The 16,753-nt window shown below is 60.1% G+C and carries 21 protein-coding genes and 1 other RNA gene; 20 read left to right on the forward strand and 2 right to left on the reverse strand.

Annotated features, from left to right (window positions below):
* The first annotated feature begins 29 nt into the window (after window positions 1-29).
* The 5 genes from DESPIGER_RS02090 to DESPIGER_RS12585 are packed head-to-tail and all read left to right on the forward strand — an operon-like array spanning window position 30 to window position 3,512.
* On the forward strand, window positions 30-1,226 hold the full coding sequence (locus tag DESPIGER_RS02090) for a FliM/FliN family flagellar motor switch protein (protein WP_072332426.1): 1,197 nt from the start codon (window positions 30-32) through the stop codon (window positions 1,224-1,226).
* Window positions 1,213-1,863, forward strand: a complete 651-nt coding sequence (gene sctR, locus DESPIGER_RS02095; RefSeq protein WP_072337483.1) for a type III secretion system export apparatus subunit SctR — start codon at window positions 1,213-1,215, stop codon at window positions 1,861-1,863. Before DESPIGER_RS02090 ends, sctR begins: the two co-directional genes overlap by 14 nt.
* Before the next feature lie 17 nt (window positions 1,864-1,880).
* Window positions 1,881-2,219, forward strand: coding sequence for an STAS domain-containing protein (locus DESPIGER_RS02100; RefSeq protein ID WP_072332429.1), 339 nt, complete (start codon window positions 1,881-1,883; stop codon window positions 2,217-2,219).
* Window positions 2,220-2,240: 21 nt separating this feature from the next.
* The gene (locus tag DESPIGER_RS02105) at window positions 2,241-2,696 is read left to right on the forward strand and encodes an ATP-binding protein (RefSeq protein ID WP_072332432.1); all 456 of its coding nucleotides are present in this window, start codon (window positions 2,241-2,243) and stop codon (window positions 2,694-2,696) included.
* 3 nt (window positions 2,697-2,699) lie between these two features.
* Window positions 2,700-3,512, forward strand: coding sequence for a lytic transglycosylase domain-containing protein (locus DESPIGER_RS12585; RefSeq protein WP_231927609.1), 813 nt, complete (start codon window positions 2,700-2,702; stop codon window positions 3,510-3,512).
* A gap of 284 nt (window positions 3,513-3,796) precedes the next feature.
* On the opposite strand, the gene DESPIGER_RS02115 is transcribed toward DESPIGER_RS12585, so the two are convergent.
* Complete coding sequence (locus tag DESPIGER_RS02115; protein ID WP_072332435.1) at window positions 3,797-5,446, reverse strand: bifunctional metallophosphatase/5'-nucleotidase; 1,650 nt, start codon at window positions 5,444-5,446, stop codon at window positions 3,797-3,799.
* A gap of 603 nt (window positions 5,447-6,049) precedes the next feature.
* Here DESPIGER_RS02115 and DESPIGER_RS02120 point away from each other — a divergent pair.
* The 5 genes from DESPIGER_RS02120 to DESPIGER_RS02140 all read left to right on the forward strand — a co-directional run bounded on the left by DESPIGER_RS02120 (window position 6,050) and on the right by DESPIGER_RS02140 (window position 9,816).
* Window positions 6,050-6,394, forward strand: a complete 345-nt coding sequence (locus DESPIGER_RS02120) for a hypothetical protein (RefSeq protein ID WP_072332438.1) — start codon at window positions 6,050-6,052, stop codon at window positions 6,392-6,394.
* Window positions 6,395-7,448: 1,054 nt separating this feature from the next.
* Window positions 7,449-7,673, forward strand: a complete 225-nt coding sequence (locus DESPIGER_RS13230; protein ID WP_072332441.1) for a hypothetical protein — start codon at window positions 7,449-7,451, stop codon at window positions 7,671-7,673.
* Between the two features lie 40 nt (window positions 7,674-7,713).
* On the forward strand, window positions 7,714-7,905 hold the full coding sequence (gene dmpI / locus DESPIGER_RS02130; protein WP_072332444.1) for a 4-oxalocrotonate tautomerase DmpI: 192 nt from the start codon (window positions 7,714-7,716) through the stop codon (window positions 7,903-7,905).
* Window positions 7,906-7,992: 87 nt separating this feature from the next.
* The gene (locus DESPIGER_RS13235) at window positions 7,993-8,745 is read left to right on the forward strand and encodes a putative quinol monooxygenase (RefSeq protein WP_072332447.1); all 753 of its coding nucleotides are present in this window, start codon (window positions 7,993-7,995) and stop codon (window positions 8,743-8,745) included.
* Between the two features lie 63 nt (window positions 8,746-8,808).
* Window positions 8,809-9,816, forward strand: coding sequence for an aldo/keto reductase (locus DESPIGER_RS02140; RefSeq protein WP_231927610.1), 1,008 nt, complete (start codon window positions 8,809-8,811; stop codon window positions 9,814-9,816).
* 522 nt (window positions 9,817-10,338) lie between these two features.
* Here DESPIGER_RS02140 and DESPIGER_RS02145 read toward each other — a convergent pair.
* On the reverse strand, window positions 10,339-10,875 hold the full coding sequence (locus DESPIGER_RS02145) for a helix-turn-helix domain-containing protein (protein WP_072332453.1): 537 nt from the start codon (window positions 10,873-10,875) through the stop codon (window positions 10,339-10,341).
* Between the two features lie 246 nt (window positions 10,876-11,121).
* Here DESPIGER_RS02145 and DESPIGER_RS02150 point away from each other — a divergent pair, with 246 nt between their 5' ends.
* From DESPIGER_RS02150 to DESPIGER_RS02190, 10 genes are all read left to right on the forward strand, one after another.
* On the forward strand, window positions 11,122-11,364 hold the full coding sequence (locus DESPIGER_RS02150) for a helix-turn-helix domain-containing protein (RefSeq protein WP_072332456.1): 243 nt from the start codon (window positions 11,122-11,124) through the stop codon (window positions 11,362-11,364).
* A gap of 10 nt (window positions 11,365-11,374) precedes the next feature.
* Window positions 11,375-13,552 (forward strand): Mu transposase C-terminal domain-containing protein, encoded by a 2,178-nt coding sequence (locus DESPIGER_RS02155; RefSeq protein WP_072332459.1) that lies wholly within the window; start codon window positions 11,375-11,377, stop codon window positions 13,550-13,552.
* 11 nt (window positions 13,553-13,563) lie between these two features.
* On the forward strand, window positions 13,564-14,277 hold the full coding sequence (locus tag DESPIGER_RS02160; protein ID WP_072332462.1) for an AAA family ATPase: 714 nt from the start codon (window positions 13,564-13,566) through the stop codon (window positions 14,275-14,277).
* A gap of 8 nt (window positions 14,278-14,285) precedes the next feature.
* Window positions 14,286-14,924: a hypothetical protein gene (locus DESPIGER_RS02165; RefSeq protein ID WP_072332465.1), complete on the forward strand. Its 639-nt coding sequence runs from the start codon at window positions 14,286-14,288 to the stop codon at window positions 14,922-14,924.
* A 2-nt stretch (window positions 14,925-14,926) separates the two neighbouring features.
* The gene (locus DESPIGER_RS02170) at window positions 14,927-15,208 is read left to right on the forward strand and encodes a hypothetical protein (protein WP_072332468.1); all 282 of its coding nucleotides are present in this window, start codon (window positions 14,927-14,929) and stop codon (window positions 15,206-15,208) included.
* On the forward strand, window positions 15,208-15,717 hold the full coding sequence (locus DESPIGER_RS02175) for a host-nuclease inhibitor Gam family protein (protein ID WP_072332471.1): 510 nt from the start codon (window positions 15,208-15,210) through the stop codon (window positions 15,715-15,717). The genes DESPIGER_RS02170 and DESPIGER_RS02175 overlap by 1 nt, the downstream gene beginning before the upstream one ends.
* Window positions 15,718-15,725: 8 nt before the next feature.
* The gene (locus DESPIGER_RS02180; RefSeq protein WP_072332474.1) at window positions 15,726-15,977 is read left to right on the forward strand and encodes a hypothetical protein; all 252 of its coding nucleotides are present in this window, start codon (window positions 15,726-15,728) and stop codon (window positions 15,975-15,977) included.
* Window positions 15,978-15,990: 13 nt separating this feature from the next.
* Entirely contained in the window at window positions 15,991-16,287 is a 297-nt protein-coding gene (locus DESPIGER_RS02185; RefSeq protein WP_072332477.1) for an HU family DNA-binding protein, read from the forward strand.
* A gap of 95 nt (window positions 16,288-16,382) precedes the next feature.
* Window positions 16,383-16,547, forward strand: coding sequence for a hypothetical protein (locus DESPIGER_RS12780; protein WP_156831610.1), 165 nt, complete (start codon window positions 16,383-16,385; stop codon window positions 16,545-16,547).
* Window positions 16,548-16,551: 4 nt separating this feature from the next.
* An RNA gene (locus tag DESPIGER_RS02190) (hammerhead ribozyme type II) lies at window positions 16,552-16,618 on the forward strand.
* Window positions 16,619-16,753: the final 135 nt, after the last annotated feature.

Below are 16,753 nucleotides of genomic sequence, written 5' to 3' on the forward strand. Positions count from 1 at the left end.
AGCCCGCTGGTTTTCGGAAAAGGTGAGCCATGTCCCAGGAGATCCCTTCCCGGCCTTTCCGCCCGCCGGTGCTGCCGCCGTTGCAGGCACGGCTGGTCAATGCCCTCGTCTGCCGGGTCCTGCCGCTGACCGTACCGCTGGATGCCGGTGCGGAGCAGCCTGTTCCCTGCATGCTGTCGTTCAATGCCGCGGCGGCCACCGCGGAACAGGATGCCCCCTTTGCTCCGGCGGCCGTGCTGTACCTGAGCAGCGGCGAGGACCTGTGGCGCTTGGAATGGTCATCCCTGGAGGCACTGGCCCTGAGGCCGGATCTGGCCGCCTGGCGCAGTTCCCTGCCTGCAGGGGAGCAGACGTTCGCCCGTCTGCCCGGCGAATTGTGCCTGGCCGTTCTGGAGCGCCTGCTGGCGCCCGCGCTGCAACAGCTGGAACCCTTCCTGGGCTGTGAGCTGTGCTGTGCCGGTACCCCGCAGGCCGGAGCGGACTGGGGCGGGCCGCTGCCCCTGCGCCTGGATCTGCCCGGCGGTGAGGCTGTTTTCCTGCGTCTGTCCTGGGCCAGGGAGAATGCCGCACGTTATGTGCTGGAACGTCTGGAGCAGCTCCCCATGCGTACGGAGGCCGGGGCCCGCTTCACGGGGACGCTGGCCTGCCCCCTGGAAGCGGGGCGCATACTCCTGCCGGCAGACGAGGCCGCGACGCTCGTACCGGGGGATGTTCTCCTGCCGGAGAGCTGGGTACCGGAGATGCCGCGCCTGCGCCTGCCGCAGGGCAGGGCGCTGGCCTGCCGGCTGGGGGACGGGATTTTGTCCGTACTGGGGCCGGATATGGGCGACCCCGGGCGGGAGCCTGCAGAGAAAGGAAGCGAGGACGGCATGAGTGAAGAACATCTGGCCCCCACCGGGGCCGTCCGGGATGACGGGCCCGCCGCAGAAGCCGCCGCGGTGGACCCCGCGTCCGTCGGGGCGCTGGAATTGCCTGTGGTCTTTGAGATCGGCAGGCTGCATCTCCGCCTGGACGAACTGGCGGCACTGGTCCCCGGGCATACGCTGGCCCTGGGCGGCGAGACGCCGTCGCCCGTCGTGGACATCCGTGTGGCGGGGCAGCTTCTGGCACAGGGGCGTCTGGTGGATGTGGGCGGCATGCCGGGCGTGCAGATCACCCGCATGCATGCTGCCGGACAGGACAGCGCTGCGCCGCAGGGGGCCGGGGATGGAACTGGCCGGGATTAATCCCCTTTATCTCATCGCGGGCCTGGCGCTGCTGGGACTGGCCCCCTTCCTGCTCATGATGGTCACATCCTACGTGAAGATCGTGGTGGTCACGAGCCTTGTCCGCAACGCCCTGGGGGTGCAGCAGGTGCCGCCTGCCATGGTCATGAACGGTCTGGCCATCATCCTGACGGTCTTCATCATGGCGCCGGTGGCCATGGACACCAAGGCCCTGCTGGAACAGCAGCGCTTCAGCGAGAACCCGAAGCCTGCGGAGATGCTGCAGACCCTGCAGGCCGTTTCACCGCCGTTGCGGCAGTTCCTGGAAAAGAATACCAGCCCCGCCATCCTGCAGGAATTCATGGGCACGGCCCAGCGCATCTGGCCGGAACATCAGCGGCAGAGCATCACGCGTGACAACATGTTCATCCTTGTGCCGGCCTTTACCATCACGGAGCTGACCAAGGCGTTCCAGATCGGCTTTTTGCTCTATTTGCCTTTCGTTGCCATAGACCTTATCATTTCCAACGTCCTGCTGGCCATGGGCATGATGATGGTTTCGCCCATGACCATTTCCCTGCCGTTCAAGCTGCTGCTGTTCGTGACGCTGGACGGCTGGCTGAAGATAAGTCAGGGCCTGCTGCTCAGCTACCAGTAGCCAGATTCGGAGGTTCTATGGAAGTCATCGTAACGGAACAGGACGGTATCGCCATCGTGGAGCTCGCAGGCCGCATGGACGCCACGACGACACCGGAATTCGACAACGCGACCCGCGCCCTGCTGGAGACGGGGAAGCAGCGCCTGCTCATCGACATGTCCCGGCTGGAATACATCAGCTCTGCCGGCTTGCGGGGCATCCTGGGGCTGGTCAAGGCGCTCAAGGCCTGCGCCGGAAAGCTGGCCTTCTGCTCCCTGCAGCCCATGACGGCGGAAGTGTTCCGCATCTCCGGGTTCAACGCCATGCTGACCGTCCGTGACAGTCGGCAGGAAGCCCTGGCGGCCCTGGCCGGCTGAGACAGGGCAAGGAGGTAGGCAGTGGCCAGAATCATGCTTCCCGCCCGTGTTGACAGCTGCGCGCCGGCCATGGAATTCCTGCGTGAACACCTGGCCGCCGACCATGCCGGGATCCTCGGTTTCGTGGAGCTGGCAGTGGAGGAACTGCTGGTCAATGTGGCCACCTACGCCTATGCCGGTCCCTGCCCGCAGGAAGGCGACAGGAACGCCCACTGGGGGCAGATGGAACTGGGCTTCAAGCGGGTGAGCATGGACAGCGCGCCCTTCCTCTGCGTCTGGATACGGGACTGGGGCACGTCCTTCGATCCTTTTATGGAGACCGCCACGCCGGATACGTCGCTGGCCGCAGAGGAGCGGCCCATCGGCGGCCTGGGCGTCCATCTGGTCAAGAACGTTTCCGCGCATCACTGCTACAGCGGTGATGACGGCACCAATACCATCGAACTGTATTTCCAGCTTGCCCGCGACGAAAACTGAGCCGTGAAGGATAGCCGCTGCCTTCGTATCCCCTGCCTTTCCTGCCTGCTGCTGTGCCTGCTGCTGACCGGCGGCTGCGGCTCCCGGACGTCCGGGCATGCGGCGCCTCCGCCGGAAGCGGCGCTGCCGCCGGTGCCCCTGCGGCCCGGCACGGGCATCCTTTCCCATGAATATCAGGAGCAGACGGTCCTGCCGCGTATGGTACGGGTCGCTTCCCTGCCGCAGAAAAAGGCCCCGGGCGAAGCCAGGCCGGCCGCAGCGGCCGTGGCAGCCCCCCGGACCATGACCGTGGCCGCCGTATCGGCGGCTGACCGTGGCGGCCGGCAGTCTTCCGCTGTCGCGCCGGTGCGGCACGCGTCTTTCCACCCGCCGTCCGCACCGGTGATCCCCGACGACATCGTGCCCCCCGCACCCGAGGAGTGGCGCCGTCTGGCCCGCGAGGCCGAGGAGATCTTCGGTCTTGACGCAGGGCTGGTCCTGGCAGTCATCCAGGCCGAATCCTCCTTCGATCATACCGCGGTCTCACCGGTGGGAGCCCAGGGGGCCATGCAGATCATGCCCCATACCCAGGAAGAGCTGGGCCTCATCGACCCCTTCGATCCCCGGGCCAATGTCTATGCCGGTTCCCAGTACCTGATGCACCAGTTGCAGCGTTTCGGCTCCGTGGAACTGGCTTTGGCCGCCTACAACGCCGGGCCCGGCAGTGTGGAGCAGTACGGCGGCATCCCCCCCTTTCCCGAGACGCAGGAATTCGTCCGGCGCGTCCTGGTCTATTGGAACCGGAACCTTCCCGGGGACCAGCCGGCGCATTCCTGAGATCAGGACGAAAATGGGCCTGCGCCATCGCCTGTAAACCGGGGACATCCAGCGGAAGTGACCTGCGGCTGTCACCAGTCCCGCAGCTCCCTGGGAAAGAGGTCTCCCGCCGCCGTGCCGGATTCCCCCCGCCCTTCCTTTTTTCCTGTTCTTTTCTTTCCCTTTTGGCGGTCCCCGTCCTGCATTCATTGCCGGAAGCGGACCGGCTGGCTGTCGAAGCGTCCGTGCCCCGGACGTTTGACCTGTTTTCAGATGCGCGTCATTCCCGTATCTGGCGGGCTCCGTTACTTCTGGGCCTGTTCGTGCATCCGGTGAAGGATGATGCGTTTGCCGCGCGGTGCCGCCAGAGGGGAATGGCGCCGGATGTAGTCGCTCGTCAGTTCCCTCACAGACAGGGGACTGGTGGCCAGCAGGCGGCCTTGCCGCAGCATCCCGAAGCCGTCACCACCCGAGGCCAGGAAATCGCTCAGAACCACGCCATAGCGGGCCTGGGGCTTCAGCGCGTGCCGCCGGCCATGCCCGTCCACGATATGGACGTCCCGCAGGCGCTGGCCCGCGGGACGGCTGGTGTCCGCCGTATAGGTCAGGCCCGCCACCTGCAACAGCTGCGGTCCTTCCCCGTCGGGCCCGGACACGGCGTGTTCCAGGGCGGCCATGATCTGTTCGCCGGAATATTCCCGGACATGCACCTGACCGTCAAAGGGATGCAGGGCCAGCAGATCTCCGCGGGAGATGTCGCCCGCGGGCAGGGCGGCCCGGATGCCGCCGCCGTTCACCAGGGCCAGGCGGGCGCCCTGTTTCCTTCCGTATTCCAGAAAGGCGTCCGCCGTCAGCAGGCCGCTGAAGCAGTCGCCCTTGCGGCAGGCCTCCATGCCGTCCGGCATCTTGACGTTGTGGCGGCCCACGATCTCCGTGCGGTAGCGCACCAGCGTCTCCGCATAGTTCGCCACCAGACGGGTCATGGCTTCCTCCTGCGGCAGGGCGGGGACGAGCTCCCGGGGGCCGCCTGTCCAGGCCGCAGGGATGCCCGCCGCATCAAAGGTGATGTGCAGATCCCCCAGATAGCGGGTCGCGCGGGCGGCCGTCACCACGAGGACAGGAGCACCGTCCGGCGCGTGTTCCACGATGGGGTAGGGCCCCTCCGTGGAGCCGGGGCCGAGATAGGTATGGCTGTGGCCACCCACGATGACATCCACCCCGTTGACACTGCGGGCCAGCTCTTTGTCCCGTTCCAGCCCCAGATGAGTCACGGCGATGATGTGCCGGATGCCCTGCGCCTCCAGTTCGGCGACATAGTGTTGCAGCGTTGTCCGGGCATCCCGGAAGGTGGTCTGGGGGCAGGCTGCCGCCAGTGCGGTGACGTCATCATTGGCCAGCCCGATGATGCCTACTCTGGTCCCGCGTATCGTCTGGACAAGATAGGGGCGTATGCGGCTCCCGGCCAGGGGGCAGCCCTGCTGCGGCGCCAGATTGGCGGCCAGTACGGGCAGGGGCTGGACTTCGAGAAAGCGGGCCAGCTCACGGCATCCCTCGTCGAATTCATGATTGCCCAGGGTCATGGCGTCATAGGGCAGCAGCGCGTCCGCAGCGGCGATCATGGGCCACTTGTTGACGCTGTAGAACAGGGTCCCCTGGAACTGGTCGCCCGCATCCAGGGCGATGATGTTGTCCTGCTCGTGCCGTGCTGCCCGGATGGCCGCACTGACGCGTGCCAGGCCGCCGCGGCAGTCTGTGGCCTCGAAGCAGGCATTCATATGCGCATCGGTGCCCGCAAGGAAGGCGTGGGTGTCATTCACATGCAGGATGCGCAGCTCCAGGCCGCCAGCCACAGGTTCGCGGTTTGCGGCGCCGCAGGCCGTCAGGAGCAGCAACAGGGCACAAAGGAGAGCCGTGACCGGCAAGGGCAGCGTTTGTTCCTGTGGCAGAGGGGGCATGGAAGTATCCTTTCCTGTTAAACGGTTCCTGGGAAGAGCCGGGCTGCAGCGCGTTTGCCGCTGCCCGGAGAAAAAGGTCCGCAGCATCTGGTGAGGCCTGTACGTCCGGCAGGGAGTGGCGCGTACCGGCATCGGCCACATTGGCGCTCCTGCCGGTATGGCTCCGCTCCGCGCGGGCACAAGGCGGGGCGGGGAATCACGCCGTATTTTCCTGGGATTGTTATACAGCGATGCCCTGAATGGGAAGAGCACGATGGACAGGCGACGGGGCAGCCGCTGATCCGCGTGGTGCATTTCCCGGTATGTCCAGAACCGGATTGCGCGCTATGATGAGTGGTTATATTGCTTTTCTGTTCAGTAGCTGAAAAATAAGATGATGACACTCAATGGAAATATATTAGAATGAAAGTCTGTTTTTATGCCGATGATATTTACTCTTGAAATGATAATATATTTTTGATAGATATTCCATCGGTAAATATTTCGAGTATAAAGAAGGATGGCATGGGATGATGCAAATCTTGTTTGATGGCATGTGCGATATATTGACTTTAATGTTGCATAGCACTGAAATATCCTATGGATCAAGATTGGAGGAATAGTATGAAGAAAATATTTGTACTGCTGGCTTTTTGTGTAATGATTCCCTTCAATGCATTCGCTTTTGATATTTGCGGCTGGTGGCAGCTTGAAGAAAAGCCTTCCATTTTTATGAAGATAACTAAAGAGAAAATATACGGATTTCATTATAAGACAAGCAAAGAGACCGAAGAACGAGTAGAGATATTTGTCGATAATTCTGACATCCCCTGCTACCTCGATAAAAAAAGTGATGACAGGATGCTGCTTGTCAATGCGCTTGGAGAAGAAAAACTCTACAGGCTTATAACGCGTGATACCAGCCTTTCCCAAAAGGAAGTACAGAATTTGTGCGACATGCGGGAGTGAGGGAGAACGTCCAGGAGCGGAAATCCCCAGGGGCAGGGAAGAGGGACATAAGAACTGAAACAGCGCGCGGGTGACGGGAATCGTCACCCGCTCCCATACAAACACACGCCTCATGCGGGAAGGGCCGGAACATGCCCTGCCGTAATCGCCGGGAATGGCGTATGGCACAGCCTTTCCCCGGACAGGTCCCGCAGACCGGCAGGAGCGCCAGGCCGGTTTCCGTACGAAAGGCGGCCATCTTCCGGTATGCGCTGTCCTCAAGGCGGCGGAAATGGCACAGGATGCCGACGCTCTCAAGGGTGCGCCGCTTGTCACCTTGCGGAAAAGCGGCAAGGTGGACGTTGCCCGTATGGCACAGCTCCTTGGACCCTCTGCCGCTACCGTCAGGTGAACAACCTCACCGTCGCCCCTTCCGCAGCCGTCTTCCTGAGTCATGCTCCGAATTCGTCCGTGGTAACCTTGTGCCCGAGATCAGGGAGCTGGTGGCGGGTGCCGTGGTGTCCCTCAAATGCGACACTGTGAGCGGCTGGTCCCGGTACGGCGGAATCGCAGGGCAGGGCTGATTTTCAATCCGGGGACGGAACTCCGGGGCTACGTGACACATATCTGACCACACTGTCCGGGAAAAGCTGCGACTGGCGCAGGATACCGCCAGAACGGAAAGCCGTTTTCTGGGCAATGCGGGGCCCTGACAGCCGTGCCCCCCGCATCGAAGCCGTGGACATCGGGGTCAAGCTTGGTCCGGCCTGGCTGCCGTCCGCTCATGCACCATCGCCTTAATCCTTCCGTTGCCTGAAGATGGTTTCCTTTGGGAATACGAGCGCCTGTTCTATCAGGGGTGTCGTCTTTTGGAAAATCTACAGACAAGAATAGGCAATTTTTTGGTATGAACAGCTCTTTTGTGAGCAGGAACTGGCCAGTATATAAAGATATGCGATCCCTCTCACGGAAGGAGAAAACATGAAAAAGGCACCATGCATCATCGTCCTGCGCTGTTGTCTCATGATGGGGCTTGCCGCCATGACCGGAGCTGCTGAAAGCCGTCATCGGCCGCATGATGCCGCAGCGTGAAGCCTTGAGAAAACAGCACATGAAATCAGCAATGTTTGTTGCCCGCGGAAGCGATACCGGGTGGAATATGGACATGGCACAGGAGAGAAAGCCCTTCCGCCATATCTTTCCCGGGAGGATCAGGGCGTGGTTCTGGCAAAACATGTTCTTGCCCGCAAGGATATTGAAGGCACGGGATACCCGGCTGCGGCAAAAGCTCCTGGAATGAGCCTGTCCCCCATTATTTTATTGCTTTCTGGAGAAAACGGATGCCCGTCATCACCCTTGAAGCTGCTTCCTTGAATAAGGAGCAGAAGAAACAATTGGTCAAAGAGTTCACGGAATCTGCGGCACGAATCATGAACATGCCCAAAGATTCCTTCTATGTTTTTCTTAAAGAAAATGCCCTGGACAATGTTGGCGTCGGCGGCATCCTTCTGTCCGGGAAAAAACATTCCTGATCCGTACCGGAGCAGAACAACATCTTTTTTCTACGGGATACCCTACAGCACGAATCGTAAGGGTCCGTTCCGCCACGAGGATATATCATGAAGCTGCGCTCCTTCATCCGCTTCGCAGCCCTGGCAATCCTTGCCCTCTGCCTTACCGCAGAACAGGTCCGTGCCGGGGAGCCGGCATCCATCCGTATGGCGCACCTGCAGATCAAGCAGGATCAGCTCCCCGCCTTCACGGCATCCGTCAAAGAAGAAATGGAGGCAGCACTGCGTGTGGAGCCAGGTGTTATCGCCATTTATGCCGCTGCCGATACGAACAATCCGGCCCAGATGGTCTTCTTTGAAATGTACGCAGATGAAAACGCCTATCAGATCCACCGCGATACGCCCCACTTCCAGAAATATTTCCGCACCACCAAAGACATGCTCACCGGTCGTGTGCTTCTGGAACTCGTGCCCGTCGAGCTTCGGGACAGGTACAATACCCCCGCCGACTACGCCGACGCCACGAAGGATGCGCAGGTGTCTTCCATCCGCATCGCGCACCTGCAGATCAGAGAAGACCATCTTTTTGCCTTCCTGGACGCCGTGAAGGAAGAAATGGAAGCCGCGCTGCGCGTGGAGCCCGGCGTCATCGCCATTTATGCCGCAGCCGATACGAATGACCCGACGAAGATGACGTTCTTTGAAATGTATGTTGATGATGCGGCCTATCAGGCCCATCGCGACACCCCTCATTTTCAGAAGTATTTCCACATCACCAGGGACATGATCACTGACCGCATTCTTCTGGAAGCCGTGCCTGTCGAACTCAGAGACAAGCGCAATACACCGTCAGGCAGGTAACGGGCAAACTGTCTGTAATCCGGGCAGCCGCCTCAAGGCAGGGACTGTTTATCAAAGGAATGGATGATGAAACACAGATCACTGGGCAGCCGTGCTTTGGAAGTGTCAGCCATCGGCTACGGATGCATGGGACTGACGCAAAGCTATCCGCCGTATCTTCCCGCACAGGAATCCATTGCCCTTATCAGGAATGCCGTGGACAAGGGCGTCACCTTCTTCGACACGGCGGAAGCCTACGGACCTTTCAGCAATGAATCCCTGCTTGGAGAAGCCCTGCGCCCCTGCAGGCAGCAGGTAGTTATCGCCACCAAATTCGGCTTTGACTTCGATCATGGCCGCAATGACGCCCACAACAGACCCGTGACGCTTTCCAGTCGTCCCGCGCATATCCGAAAGGCCCTGGAAGGCTCACTCAAAAGGCTGCATACGGATTACATCGATCTTTATTACCAGCATCGGGTCGACCCGGACACGCCCATTGAAGAAGTCGCCGGTACTATGGCCGATCTCATCAAGGAAGGAAAAATACGAGGCTGGGGCCTTTCGGAAGCCTGTGCCCAAACAGTGCGACGTGCTCATGCCGTCTGTCCGCTAACCGCCGTACAGAGCGAATACTCCATGTGGTATCGGGAACCGGAGAAAGAGCTCCTGCCCGTACTGGAAGAACTGGGTATCGGCTTTGTGCCGTTCAGCCCTCTGGGAAAAGGAATGCTTGCCGGACGATTCAACAAAGATTCGACATTCAGTTCCGATGATTTTCGCAGTACCATCCCGCGGTTCAGCTCTCAAAATCTCAAACATAATGTGGCCATAGCGGAACTTGTGCAAGAAATAGCGGCAAGCAAGCTTACTTCGCCAGCCCGTATCGCATTAGCCTGGCTGCTGGCACAAAAATCATGGATTGTTCCTATTCCCGGCACAAAAACCATCAAGCGCCTTGAGGATAATCTTGGCGCTGTCGATATCTCCTTCTCCCAGACCGAATTGGATAAGATCCGTCATCGCCTGGATCAAATCACCATCATCGGTGCACGCTATCCCAAAGAACAAGAGATGCTGACAGGACGTTAACAGGTTCAAGGCTTACAATGCAGTGTCATTACGGGCGCAGTGCCGTATTTTTATGGCGTTAGCCTGCTGATTTTGGGAGAAATCCCTGCGTACTGTGCCAGTAGCGAAAAAGTGTCGAGCGCCGTTCTCAATTTTCGTGACGGAAATTTTCACGTTGTGTGACAGCCCACAGGGGCATAGCCGTGCCACCACGACGGACATCTATGTTCGCAGCGCCGGATTGTACGGAGAGTATAGGGGGTCACGATAGATGAGAATGGGGAATATAGCGGGGGGAGCCTGACGAATGGTTGACTTTTCCTTGACTGACGCGGGTCTGGCGCTTGACAGAGCCGAAAAATGGCGCGTCAGAAAGGTTTGAGAATGGCGTGGGGCTTTTTGGATAGGCCGTCACGCAAGATGAGAATGAAAAAAAGCCACGGAGTGCCGATTATGACACATCCGTGGCCTTTTTTTTGGGGGAGCCGCAGGGAACTCTACCCACTGCGGCGCAGCGAACTCTACCCACTGCGGCGCAGGGACTTACCCCCTGGGACGGAGGGGGCCATCTTCACTGGGGCGGGTATTGTGATGCTCGTCAAAAAGAGAAGGGCCTCTGCCGAGTTCCCCTTCCAGGCGCGCGATCTTTTCTCGCAGCAGACCATTTTCTCGCAGCACGTCTGCCTTCTCCCGTAAAAGGACCTCCTTTTCCTGATAGAGCCTGCGGTTCTCTGCCGCTAGCTCCCTACGCTCGCCTCTCTCTAACTCCAGCTCACGCTCAAGCTGATCGATGCGTGGGGCTATATGGCTGGGTTGTGGCCTGCTGGCCTCATCGGGGGGCACCCCCTCGGCCTCTATGATCGTCATGGGGCCGCGCCCAAAGAAGATCCAATCAGCGGAGACGCCATATTGGAGCGCGATTTTTTCGACCCATCCCGTAGGGATTTGCTGCCTCTTTTTGGCCGCCGCCACGGACGGTGCCTTGATGCCCAAGATTTTAGCTAATGCGGCGTCCTTATCCGTGTGGGTGACCTGGCATATCCGTGCGAATTTTTCCTCAAATGATTTCGAACATTCCATCGCTGAACTCCGAAGCAAACGTCGAAATGCCCACATGCCTAAAAGCTATATTTTTCGTATAGATAGCTAAAATGTTATTTTTTTGAACTCTGAAATAACTTTTTGCTTGTATTTTTTAGCTAAAATTTATAGAAAGGCGTTGTAGGCGGTTGACAAATGACGGGACAAGTAAGCCATCCCGAAAGCCATAGCAGGCCGCCTATTTTTTATCAACGCCAAGAAAATACGCGCAAATGGAGGGGAGTGATGAGCAAGCTGGCACCCTACGGGCGGAAGCGGGCCGACTCCAAAAGAGAAATACAACGCATTCTCGATAATAAGGGGGTCAATTTCGTGGATGTTGCCGAGGCCGCTGGTGTCACCCGGCAAACGGTCTCCGCAACAATGAATGGTTATCGGCATAGTCCGAGAGTTCTGGATGCCCTTCGTTCTTTTGGTGTGCCTGAACGGCTGTTGTTCGATCCTCGGCGGACCGCAAGCGTAGCCTAGAGGGGGATGTATGGCGCTCAAGGAAGCATATAGCGCGCTTGAATTAGCTAAATTCTTGTCTCTGACAGATAGGGCCGTATTGTTTCGTGCCAGCCGTGAAAACTGGCAATTTCGCAAGCGTGCCGGTCGTGGCGGTGGCAAGGAGTGGCTTGTTGCTTCCATGCCGGAAGAAACGCGGCTGGCCATACGCACGGCAGAGGAAAAGCACGCCGCCGCTGTATGCTCCGAACGCCGCCCTGTCCTTCCTATGACCACGACCACGGCCATCATGGACGATAGCCGTCGTTACAAGGCTCTGGCCAAGGCGGACCTCGTCCGCCAGTACCTCGCCTGGCAGCGCAAGTTCGGTGCCACCAGAGCACAAAAGGATGCCTTCGTCACCGCCTACAAGGCGGGGGCATGGCCCAAGCTCCTTGAGGAAGTCGGGCCGGTGTCATGGCAGACGCTGGAACGGTGGAAGCTGGAGCAGGAACGTGCAGGCAGTGTGCTGGCTCTGGCGGACAAGCGCGGCGTCGCCCACCGTGGGCGCACCGCGCTGACCGAGCGCCACCAGATGGTCATTCTCGGCCATATCCTCAACCCCAACGCGCCCAATATCAGCCAGTGTGTCCGGGAAGTACAAAAGAAGTTTATGGCCGAGGGCCTGTACATCCCCTCCGAGCCGACGATCCGCCGTTTCGTGACCCGGTACACGTCGGAGTGCTTCGACGAGTGGACGCTGTTCCGGGAAGGGAAAAAGGCATGGAACGACAAGTGCGCCATCTCCCTGCTGCGCGACTGGAGCCTTGTCGGTGTGGGGGATGTCGTCATCGCCGACGGCCATACGCTCAATTTCGAGACGCTGAACCCTGAAACGGGGAAGGCCAAACGCATGACCCTCGTGTTGTTCTACGACGGTGCCAGCAATCATCCGCTGGGCTGGGAGATCATGCCCACGGAAAACACGGCCAGCATTTCCGCCGCGTTCCGTCGGACCTGCATCATGCTGGGGAAGTTCCCCCGCGTCGTCTATCTGGACAACGGACGGGCCTTCCGCGCCAAGTTTTTCAAGGGCTGTCCTGACTTTGAACAGGCGGGTTTCCTTGGCCTGTACCGCGACCTCGGTTGCGAGGTCATCCATGCGTGGCCGTATCACGGCCAGTCCAAGCCCATTGAACGCTTTTTCGGCACCATGCACGAACTGGAAGTGTGGATGCCTTCGTACACGGGCAACGATATTGCCCACAAGCCCGCACGCATGAAGCGCGGGGAGGAGCTGCACCGTCGCCTGTATGACAAGCTCGGCGGCCGTCCCCTGACGCTGGAAGAGACCCATGCGCAGGTCGCCCGCTGGTTCGCCGAGTACGAGAACAGGCCGCAGCTCCGTACCCACCTGCATGGCAAGACGCCCGCGCAGGTCTTTCAGGACGGACGCGGTGAGGGACTTTCCCCCCAGGACGAGCAGCGACTGACCCTGCTTATGATGCAGAAAGAGGTCCGCACCATCACGAAGGACGGTTTCCGGCTCAATGGCCGCCTGTTCTGGCATGAACGGCTGGCGTCCCGGCGTCACCCGGTACTCGTGCGGTATGACGAGCATTTCAGCCCGGATTCCGTCCTTGTCTACACGCTGGACGGGGATTTCATCTGCCGGGCACTGGACCGGGAACGCCACGGCATCGCGTATGGCCTGCACCCGGCCGCCGCCATCCTCGGCACCCCGGAACAGGAAGCCGAGCTGCGCGCCGCTCTGGAACTCAAGAAGCGGCAGGAAAAGAGCAGCGCGGCGACCATGCGCAGCCTGTTGCAGGACGTCGTTCTGCCGGAAACGCGGGCACGCATGACTGCCCTCACGGCGGAGACGCCGCGTGTGGCCACACCGCGTGTCATCCCCCTGCCGAAGGCCCCGGTGGTCACGCCGGAAGCGGAAGCAGCTCTTGCGGCTGCCAAAGAAGCCGCCCGCAAGGCGATGGACGCCGCTCCGGACTACACGCCATCCGACCTCAAGCGATGGAAGGACTCGCAGGAACGCTACGCCTACCTGTTCTCGACCCGATATGAGCGGGGCGTGGAGCTGGTGCCAGCCGATGCCGCATGGATGGAAGGCTATGAAGCCACCCCTGAATATGAACGCTACCTGAAGCGGCGCTACGACGCGCTGCGTGACATGTACACACGCCAGCGCGGGCAGGCCGTTCAGTCAGCCTAGAGGAGAAAACAATGCGCGAAGTTATCATCGAGACCGACGCCATGATCCGCTTTGACAGCGCGGTGGACGAGGTGGCCGGTGCGGACAGGATGCTGTCCGGGTTTGTCCTTGCCTACGGGCAGGCCGGACGCGGCAAGAGCGTTGCGGCCGACCGCTATCACTACCAGCGGGGCGGGGCCTACGTCCGCGTCTGGCAGGGCTGGAGCCAGACCGCTTTTCTGCAGCGCCTGTTGTTTGAGGTGCGCGGCAAGAATATGGACATGCCCCGGCATACGGGCAACCGCTGCAAGGAGCTTGTGGTGCAGCTTCTGGAGGCCGAACCCAAGCCCATCTTTATCGACGAGGCCGACCGCCTGCGCATCGACCGTATCGAAGACCTGCGGGACATCCACGAGATGACGGGTGCGCCCGTTGTCCTCATCGGGGAGGAAGGGATTTTTGGCCTGCTCCATGAACGCCGCCGTATCTGGTCGCGCATCGCCTATGAGGTGGAGTTCGGCCCGGTCAGCCCTGCGGAAATCGCCTTGTACGCCCAGCAGGCCGCAGGTCTGGACCTTCCGTTGAGCCTGTCCACGGAGATCGCCCAGAAGACGGAAGGCGACTTCCGGCTGGTACGCAACATGTGTCTCTTGCTGGAGCGTTCCGCCAAGGCCTCCGGGAGCTTTGCCGTGGACCAGAAGATGCTGGACACGGCCTTTTCCGCCCGTTCGTGGCGGCGCAAGTAGGAGGAGATATGGAAGCACGGCAGACAGTCACAAAAGACATGGTCCGTAATGCCATGATGGCCCTTGGAGAAGGCGGCAAGGAAGTTTCGCACAGCCTTGTTTATGAGGCTCTCGGACTGAAAGAAGTCGCGGAACAGGATGTGGTCCGTAAGCACATAAACAATATGTGCCGCCACGGGGAAGTCAGAAGGGTGGAACGCGGCCTTTTTGTTTACGACTTCGCGCGTCGCCCGCGTGAATCAAAATGCGCGGAAGTTCTTTGGCGTTTCGTTCGCAAGGCAAAGCCCGGATGGTCCATATCGGAATGCGCCCTGATGACGCGCGTGTCCTACACGCGGGCGCTTCGTTACTGCAACTGGCTGGCCGAGGAGGGATTCATTGCCCCGGCGGGAAAAGATGAGCGGAATGCCGTCATCTGGAGAAGCACTACCAAAGCAGACATGCACCCGGAAACACCGTACCCGCCGGTGAGGGAAACAGACCCGTTTGCACGAGAACGCGCGGCGGCGGCCACCATCGCACGGCTCATGCTCTGTGCGGACCCTTACGCCAAAAAAACGGCGCACGGCATCCTGGAAGCCTGCAATGTCCTGCAGGCACGGTTCAGCCGCCCGATGAATGAAAACAATCAGATAACGGAGGAATAGTCATGCTGGAAGAGGAACTCACGTCCATTGGCGTTGTGCTTGAGGGCGCTGCGGCGCGCATCCAGGACAAGGACCTGAAGGCGCTGGTGTCGCGTTGCTGCGGGAATCTTTCCGCCGCAGCCGAACAGGCACGGGCACTGGAAAATGGCCTGCCTACGGCGGAAATGGATTTGTCCGCAGAGAGGATGGAAATCATTCTTCCCCAAGCTGCCCTGCGGCTTGTCGCGCAAAACATCAGGCTGTCCGGGCTGCTCGCCGTCGGTATGGCGGGGGAGGGGCGGTAATGGCCCGCATCAAGCCCGACCCCTACATCATAGCGGACCGTGCGCAGTGCGAAGGGGCGCTGGCGGAAATGGCCGCACTGGATCGCAAGCTCTCCACCATCGAAAACGACATGCGGGAAGCTGTCGATACGGCCAAGTCCAAAGCCAGCCAGCTTGCCGGACCGCTGCAGGCCCGGCGTAAGGAACTCTCGGACGCCGTGGCGGTCTTTGCCAAGCTGAACCGGCAGGACCTGTTCGCGAAAAGCAAAAGTCTGGACATGGGCTTCGGGGTCATCGGCTTCCGGGCCAGCACGAAGATCGTCCAGATGCGCGGTGTGACGGCTGAAATGACGCTGGACCGCCTGCACCAGTACCATCTGACCGAGGGTATCCGCGTTAAGGAGGAAATCAACAGGGACGCAGCTATGGGCTGGCCAGATGAACGTCTGGAGCTGGTCGGTCTGAAGCGGCAACAAAGCGATACGTTCTTCATTGAAATCAGCAAGGAGGACGTGCCCGACAACGGGTAGAAAGACGAATGGCGTACAAGCTGACCAAGAAAGAACTGGAGACGCTGGGGATGCGGTTCGCGGAGGTCCTTCTTTGCCGGTCCTCCGCGATCCCGGAAGATTTGCCGGAACTGGCATCACGCACGGACTGGAAGAATGCGGGAAAGCATGAGCGCAGGCGGATCAGCGCCGACATTGCCCGCGAGGCCCGCTCCATTCTGCTGCGCAGCGGCTACCCACGAGAGACGGTAGAGGCCGTGACCCGTAACCTCATCACATAGTAAGGAGCAACGTATGACGAAGTATGAATTTCTCAAAGCCGTGGCAGACTCCCTGCGTGCGGCCCATCCCGACAGGGACGTGTCCACCGTCATGGTGGAGGCCACGCTGGCGGCGATGGGCGATGTGGCCGCCGCAGAGTTGCTGGGCGGCGGTGAAGTCCCGCTGCTAGGGCTGGGCAAGCTGAAGGTGCGCACCACGGCGGCGCGTCAGGGGCGGAATCCGCGTACCGGTGAACCGGTGTCCATCCCGGCCGGGCGGCGGGCCGTGTTTGTGCCCGGATCGGCGCTGAAAGAGGCCCTGAAGGAATAGAGCGGAAACGCCGTGCGTGTCAAAACTGACACAAAAATAGGGACAAAAATAGAGCAACTTTCGTTGTTCTGAATACACCCAAAGGAGATCTGTCCATGCAAGTTGTAAGAACTGAAACCGAGATTGCCCGCGTGGAAAATTGGGCTGTGGAAGGCATTGACGAAAGTACCCACTATCCCGGCATGAGCTATGAACAGGGGATTGTGGATGTTTTGGCATGGCTGCGGGGCGACAACGAAACGGCCCCGGATGAAGAATAGCCTCAAGCGAAACGCCCCCGTGAGGGGGCGTCGCCGGGGTGTGGCGGCCCCGGCCTGAAGAGCAGCCGAAGGAAGTAGCCATGCCGGTGCAGATAATAAAATCAACGTGCCTCCCGGAATATGCAATTTCTGTCCGACAGCCTTGGGCGGAGTTGCTGCTAAGGCGGCAGAAGACGGTTGAGTACCGCTTATGGCCTCTGCCTGAA

Source organism: Desulfovibrio piger, assembly GCF_900116045.1.
GTDB classification, from domain to species: domain Bacteria; phylum Desulfobacterota; class Desulfovibrionia; order Desulfovibrionales; family Desulfovibrionaceae; genus Desulfovibrio; species Desulfovibrio piger_A.

Coding starts and splice junctions, on each gene's coding strand:
- DESPIGER_RS02090 (WP_072332426.1), top strand. CDS start 30: ATGTCCCAGGAGATCCCTTCCCGGCCTTTCCGCCCGCCGGTGCTGCCG.
- DESPIGER_RS02100 (WP_072332429.1), top strand. CDS start 1,881: ATGGAAGTCATCGTAACGGAACAGGACGGTATCGCCATCGTGGAGCTC.
- DESPIGER_RS02115 (WP_072332435.1), bottom strand. CDS start 5,446: ATGCCCCCTCTGCCACAGGAACAAACGCTGCCCTTGCCGGTCACGGCT.
- DESPIGER_RS02120 (WP_072332438.1), top strand. CDS start 6,050: ATGAAGAAAATATTTGTACTGCTGGCTTTTTGTGTAATGATTCCCTTC.
- DESPIGER_RS13230 (WP_072332441.1), top strand. CDS start 7,449: ATGATGCCGCAGCGTGAAGCCTTGAGAAAACAGCACATGAAATCAGCA.
- dmpI (WP_072332444.1), top strand. CDS start 7,714: ATGCCCGTCATCACCCTTGAAGCTGCTTCCTTGAATAAGGAGCAGAAG.
- DESPIGER_RS13235 (WP_072332447.1), top strand. CDS start 7,993: ATGAAGCTGCGCTCCTTCATCCGCTTCGCAGCCCTGGCAATCCTTGCC.
- DESPIGER_RS02140 (WP_231927610.1), top strand. CDS start 8,809: ATGATGAAACACAGATCACTGGGCAGCCGTGCTTTGGAAGTGTCAGCC.
- DESPIGER_RS02145 (WP_072332453.1), bottom strand. CDS start 10,875: ATGGAATGTTCGAAATCATTTGAGGAAAAATTCGCACGGATATGCCAG.
- DESPIGER_RS02150 (WP_072332456.1), top strand. CDS start 11,122: ATGAGCAAGCTGGCACCCTACGGGCGGAAGCGGGCCGACTCCAAAAGA.
- DESPIGER_RS02155 (WP_072332459.1), top strand. CDS start 11,375: ATGGCGCTCAAGGAAGCATATAGCGCGCTTGAATTAGCTAAATTCTTG.
- DESPIGER_RS02160 (WP_072332462.1), top strand. CDS start 13,564: ATGCGCGAAGTTATCATCGAGACCGACGCCATGATCCGCTTTGACAGC.
- DESPIGER_RS02165 (WP_072332465.1), top strand. CDS start 14,286: ATGGAAGCACGGCAGACAGTCACAAAAGACATGGTCCGTAATGCCATG.
- DESPIGER_RS02170 (WP_072332468.1), top strand. CDS start 14,927: ATGCTGGAAGAGGAACTCACGTCCATTGGCGTTGTGCTTGAGGGCGCT.
- DESPIGER_RS02175 (WP_072332471.1), top strand. CDS start 15,208: ATGGCCCGCATCAAGCCCGACCCCTACATCATAGCGGACCGTGCGCAG.
- DESPIGER_RS02180 (WP_072332474.1), top strand. CDS start 15,726: ATGGCGTACAAGCTGACCAAGAAAGAACTGGAGACGCTGGGGATGCGG.
- DESPIGER_RS02185 (WP_072332477.1), top strand. CDS start 15,991: ATGACGAAGTATGAATTTCTCAAAGCCGTGGCAGACTCCCTGCGTGCG.
- DESPIGER_RS12780 (WP_156831610.1), top strand. CDS start 16,383: ATGCAAGTTGTAAGAACTGAAACCGAGATTGCCCGCGTGGAAAATTGG.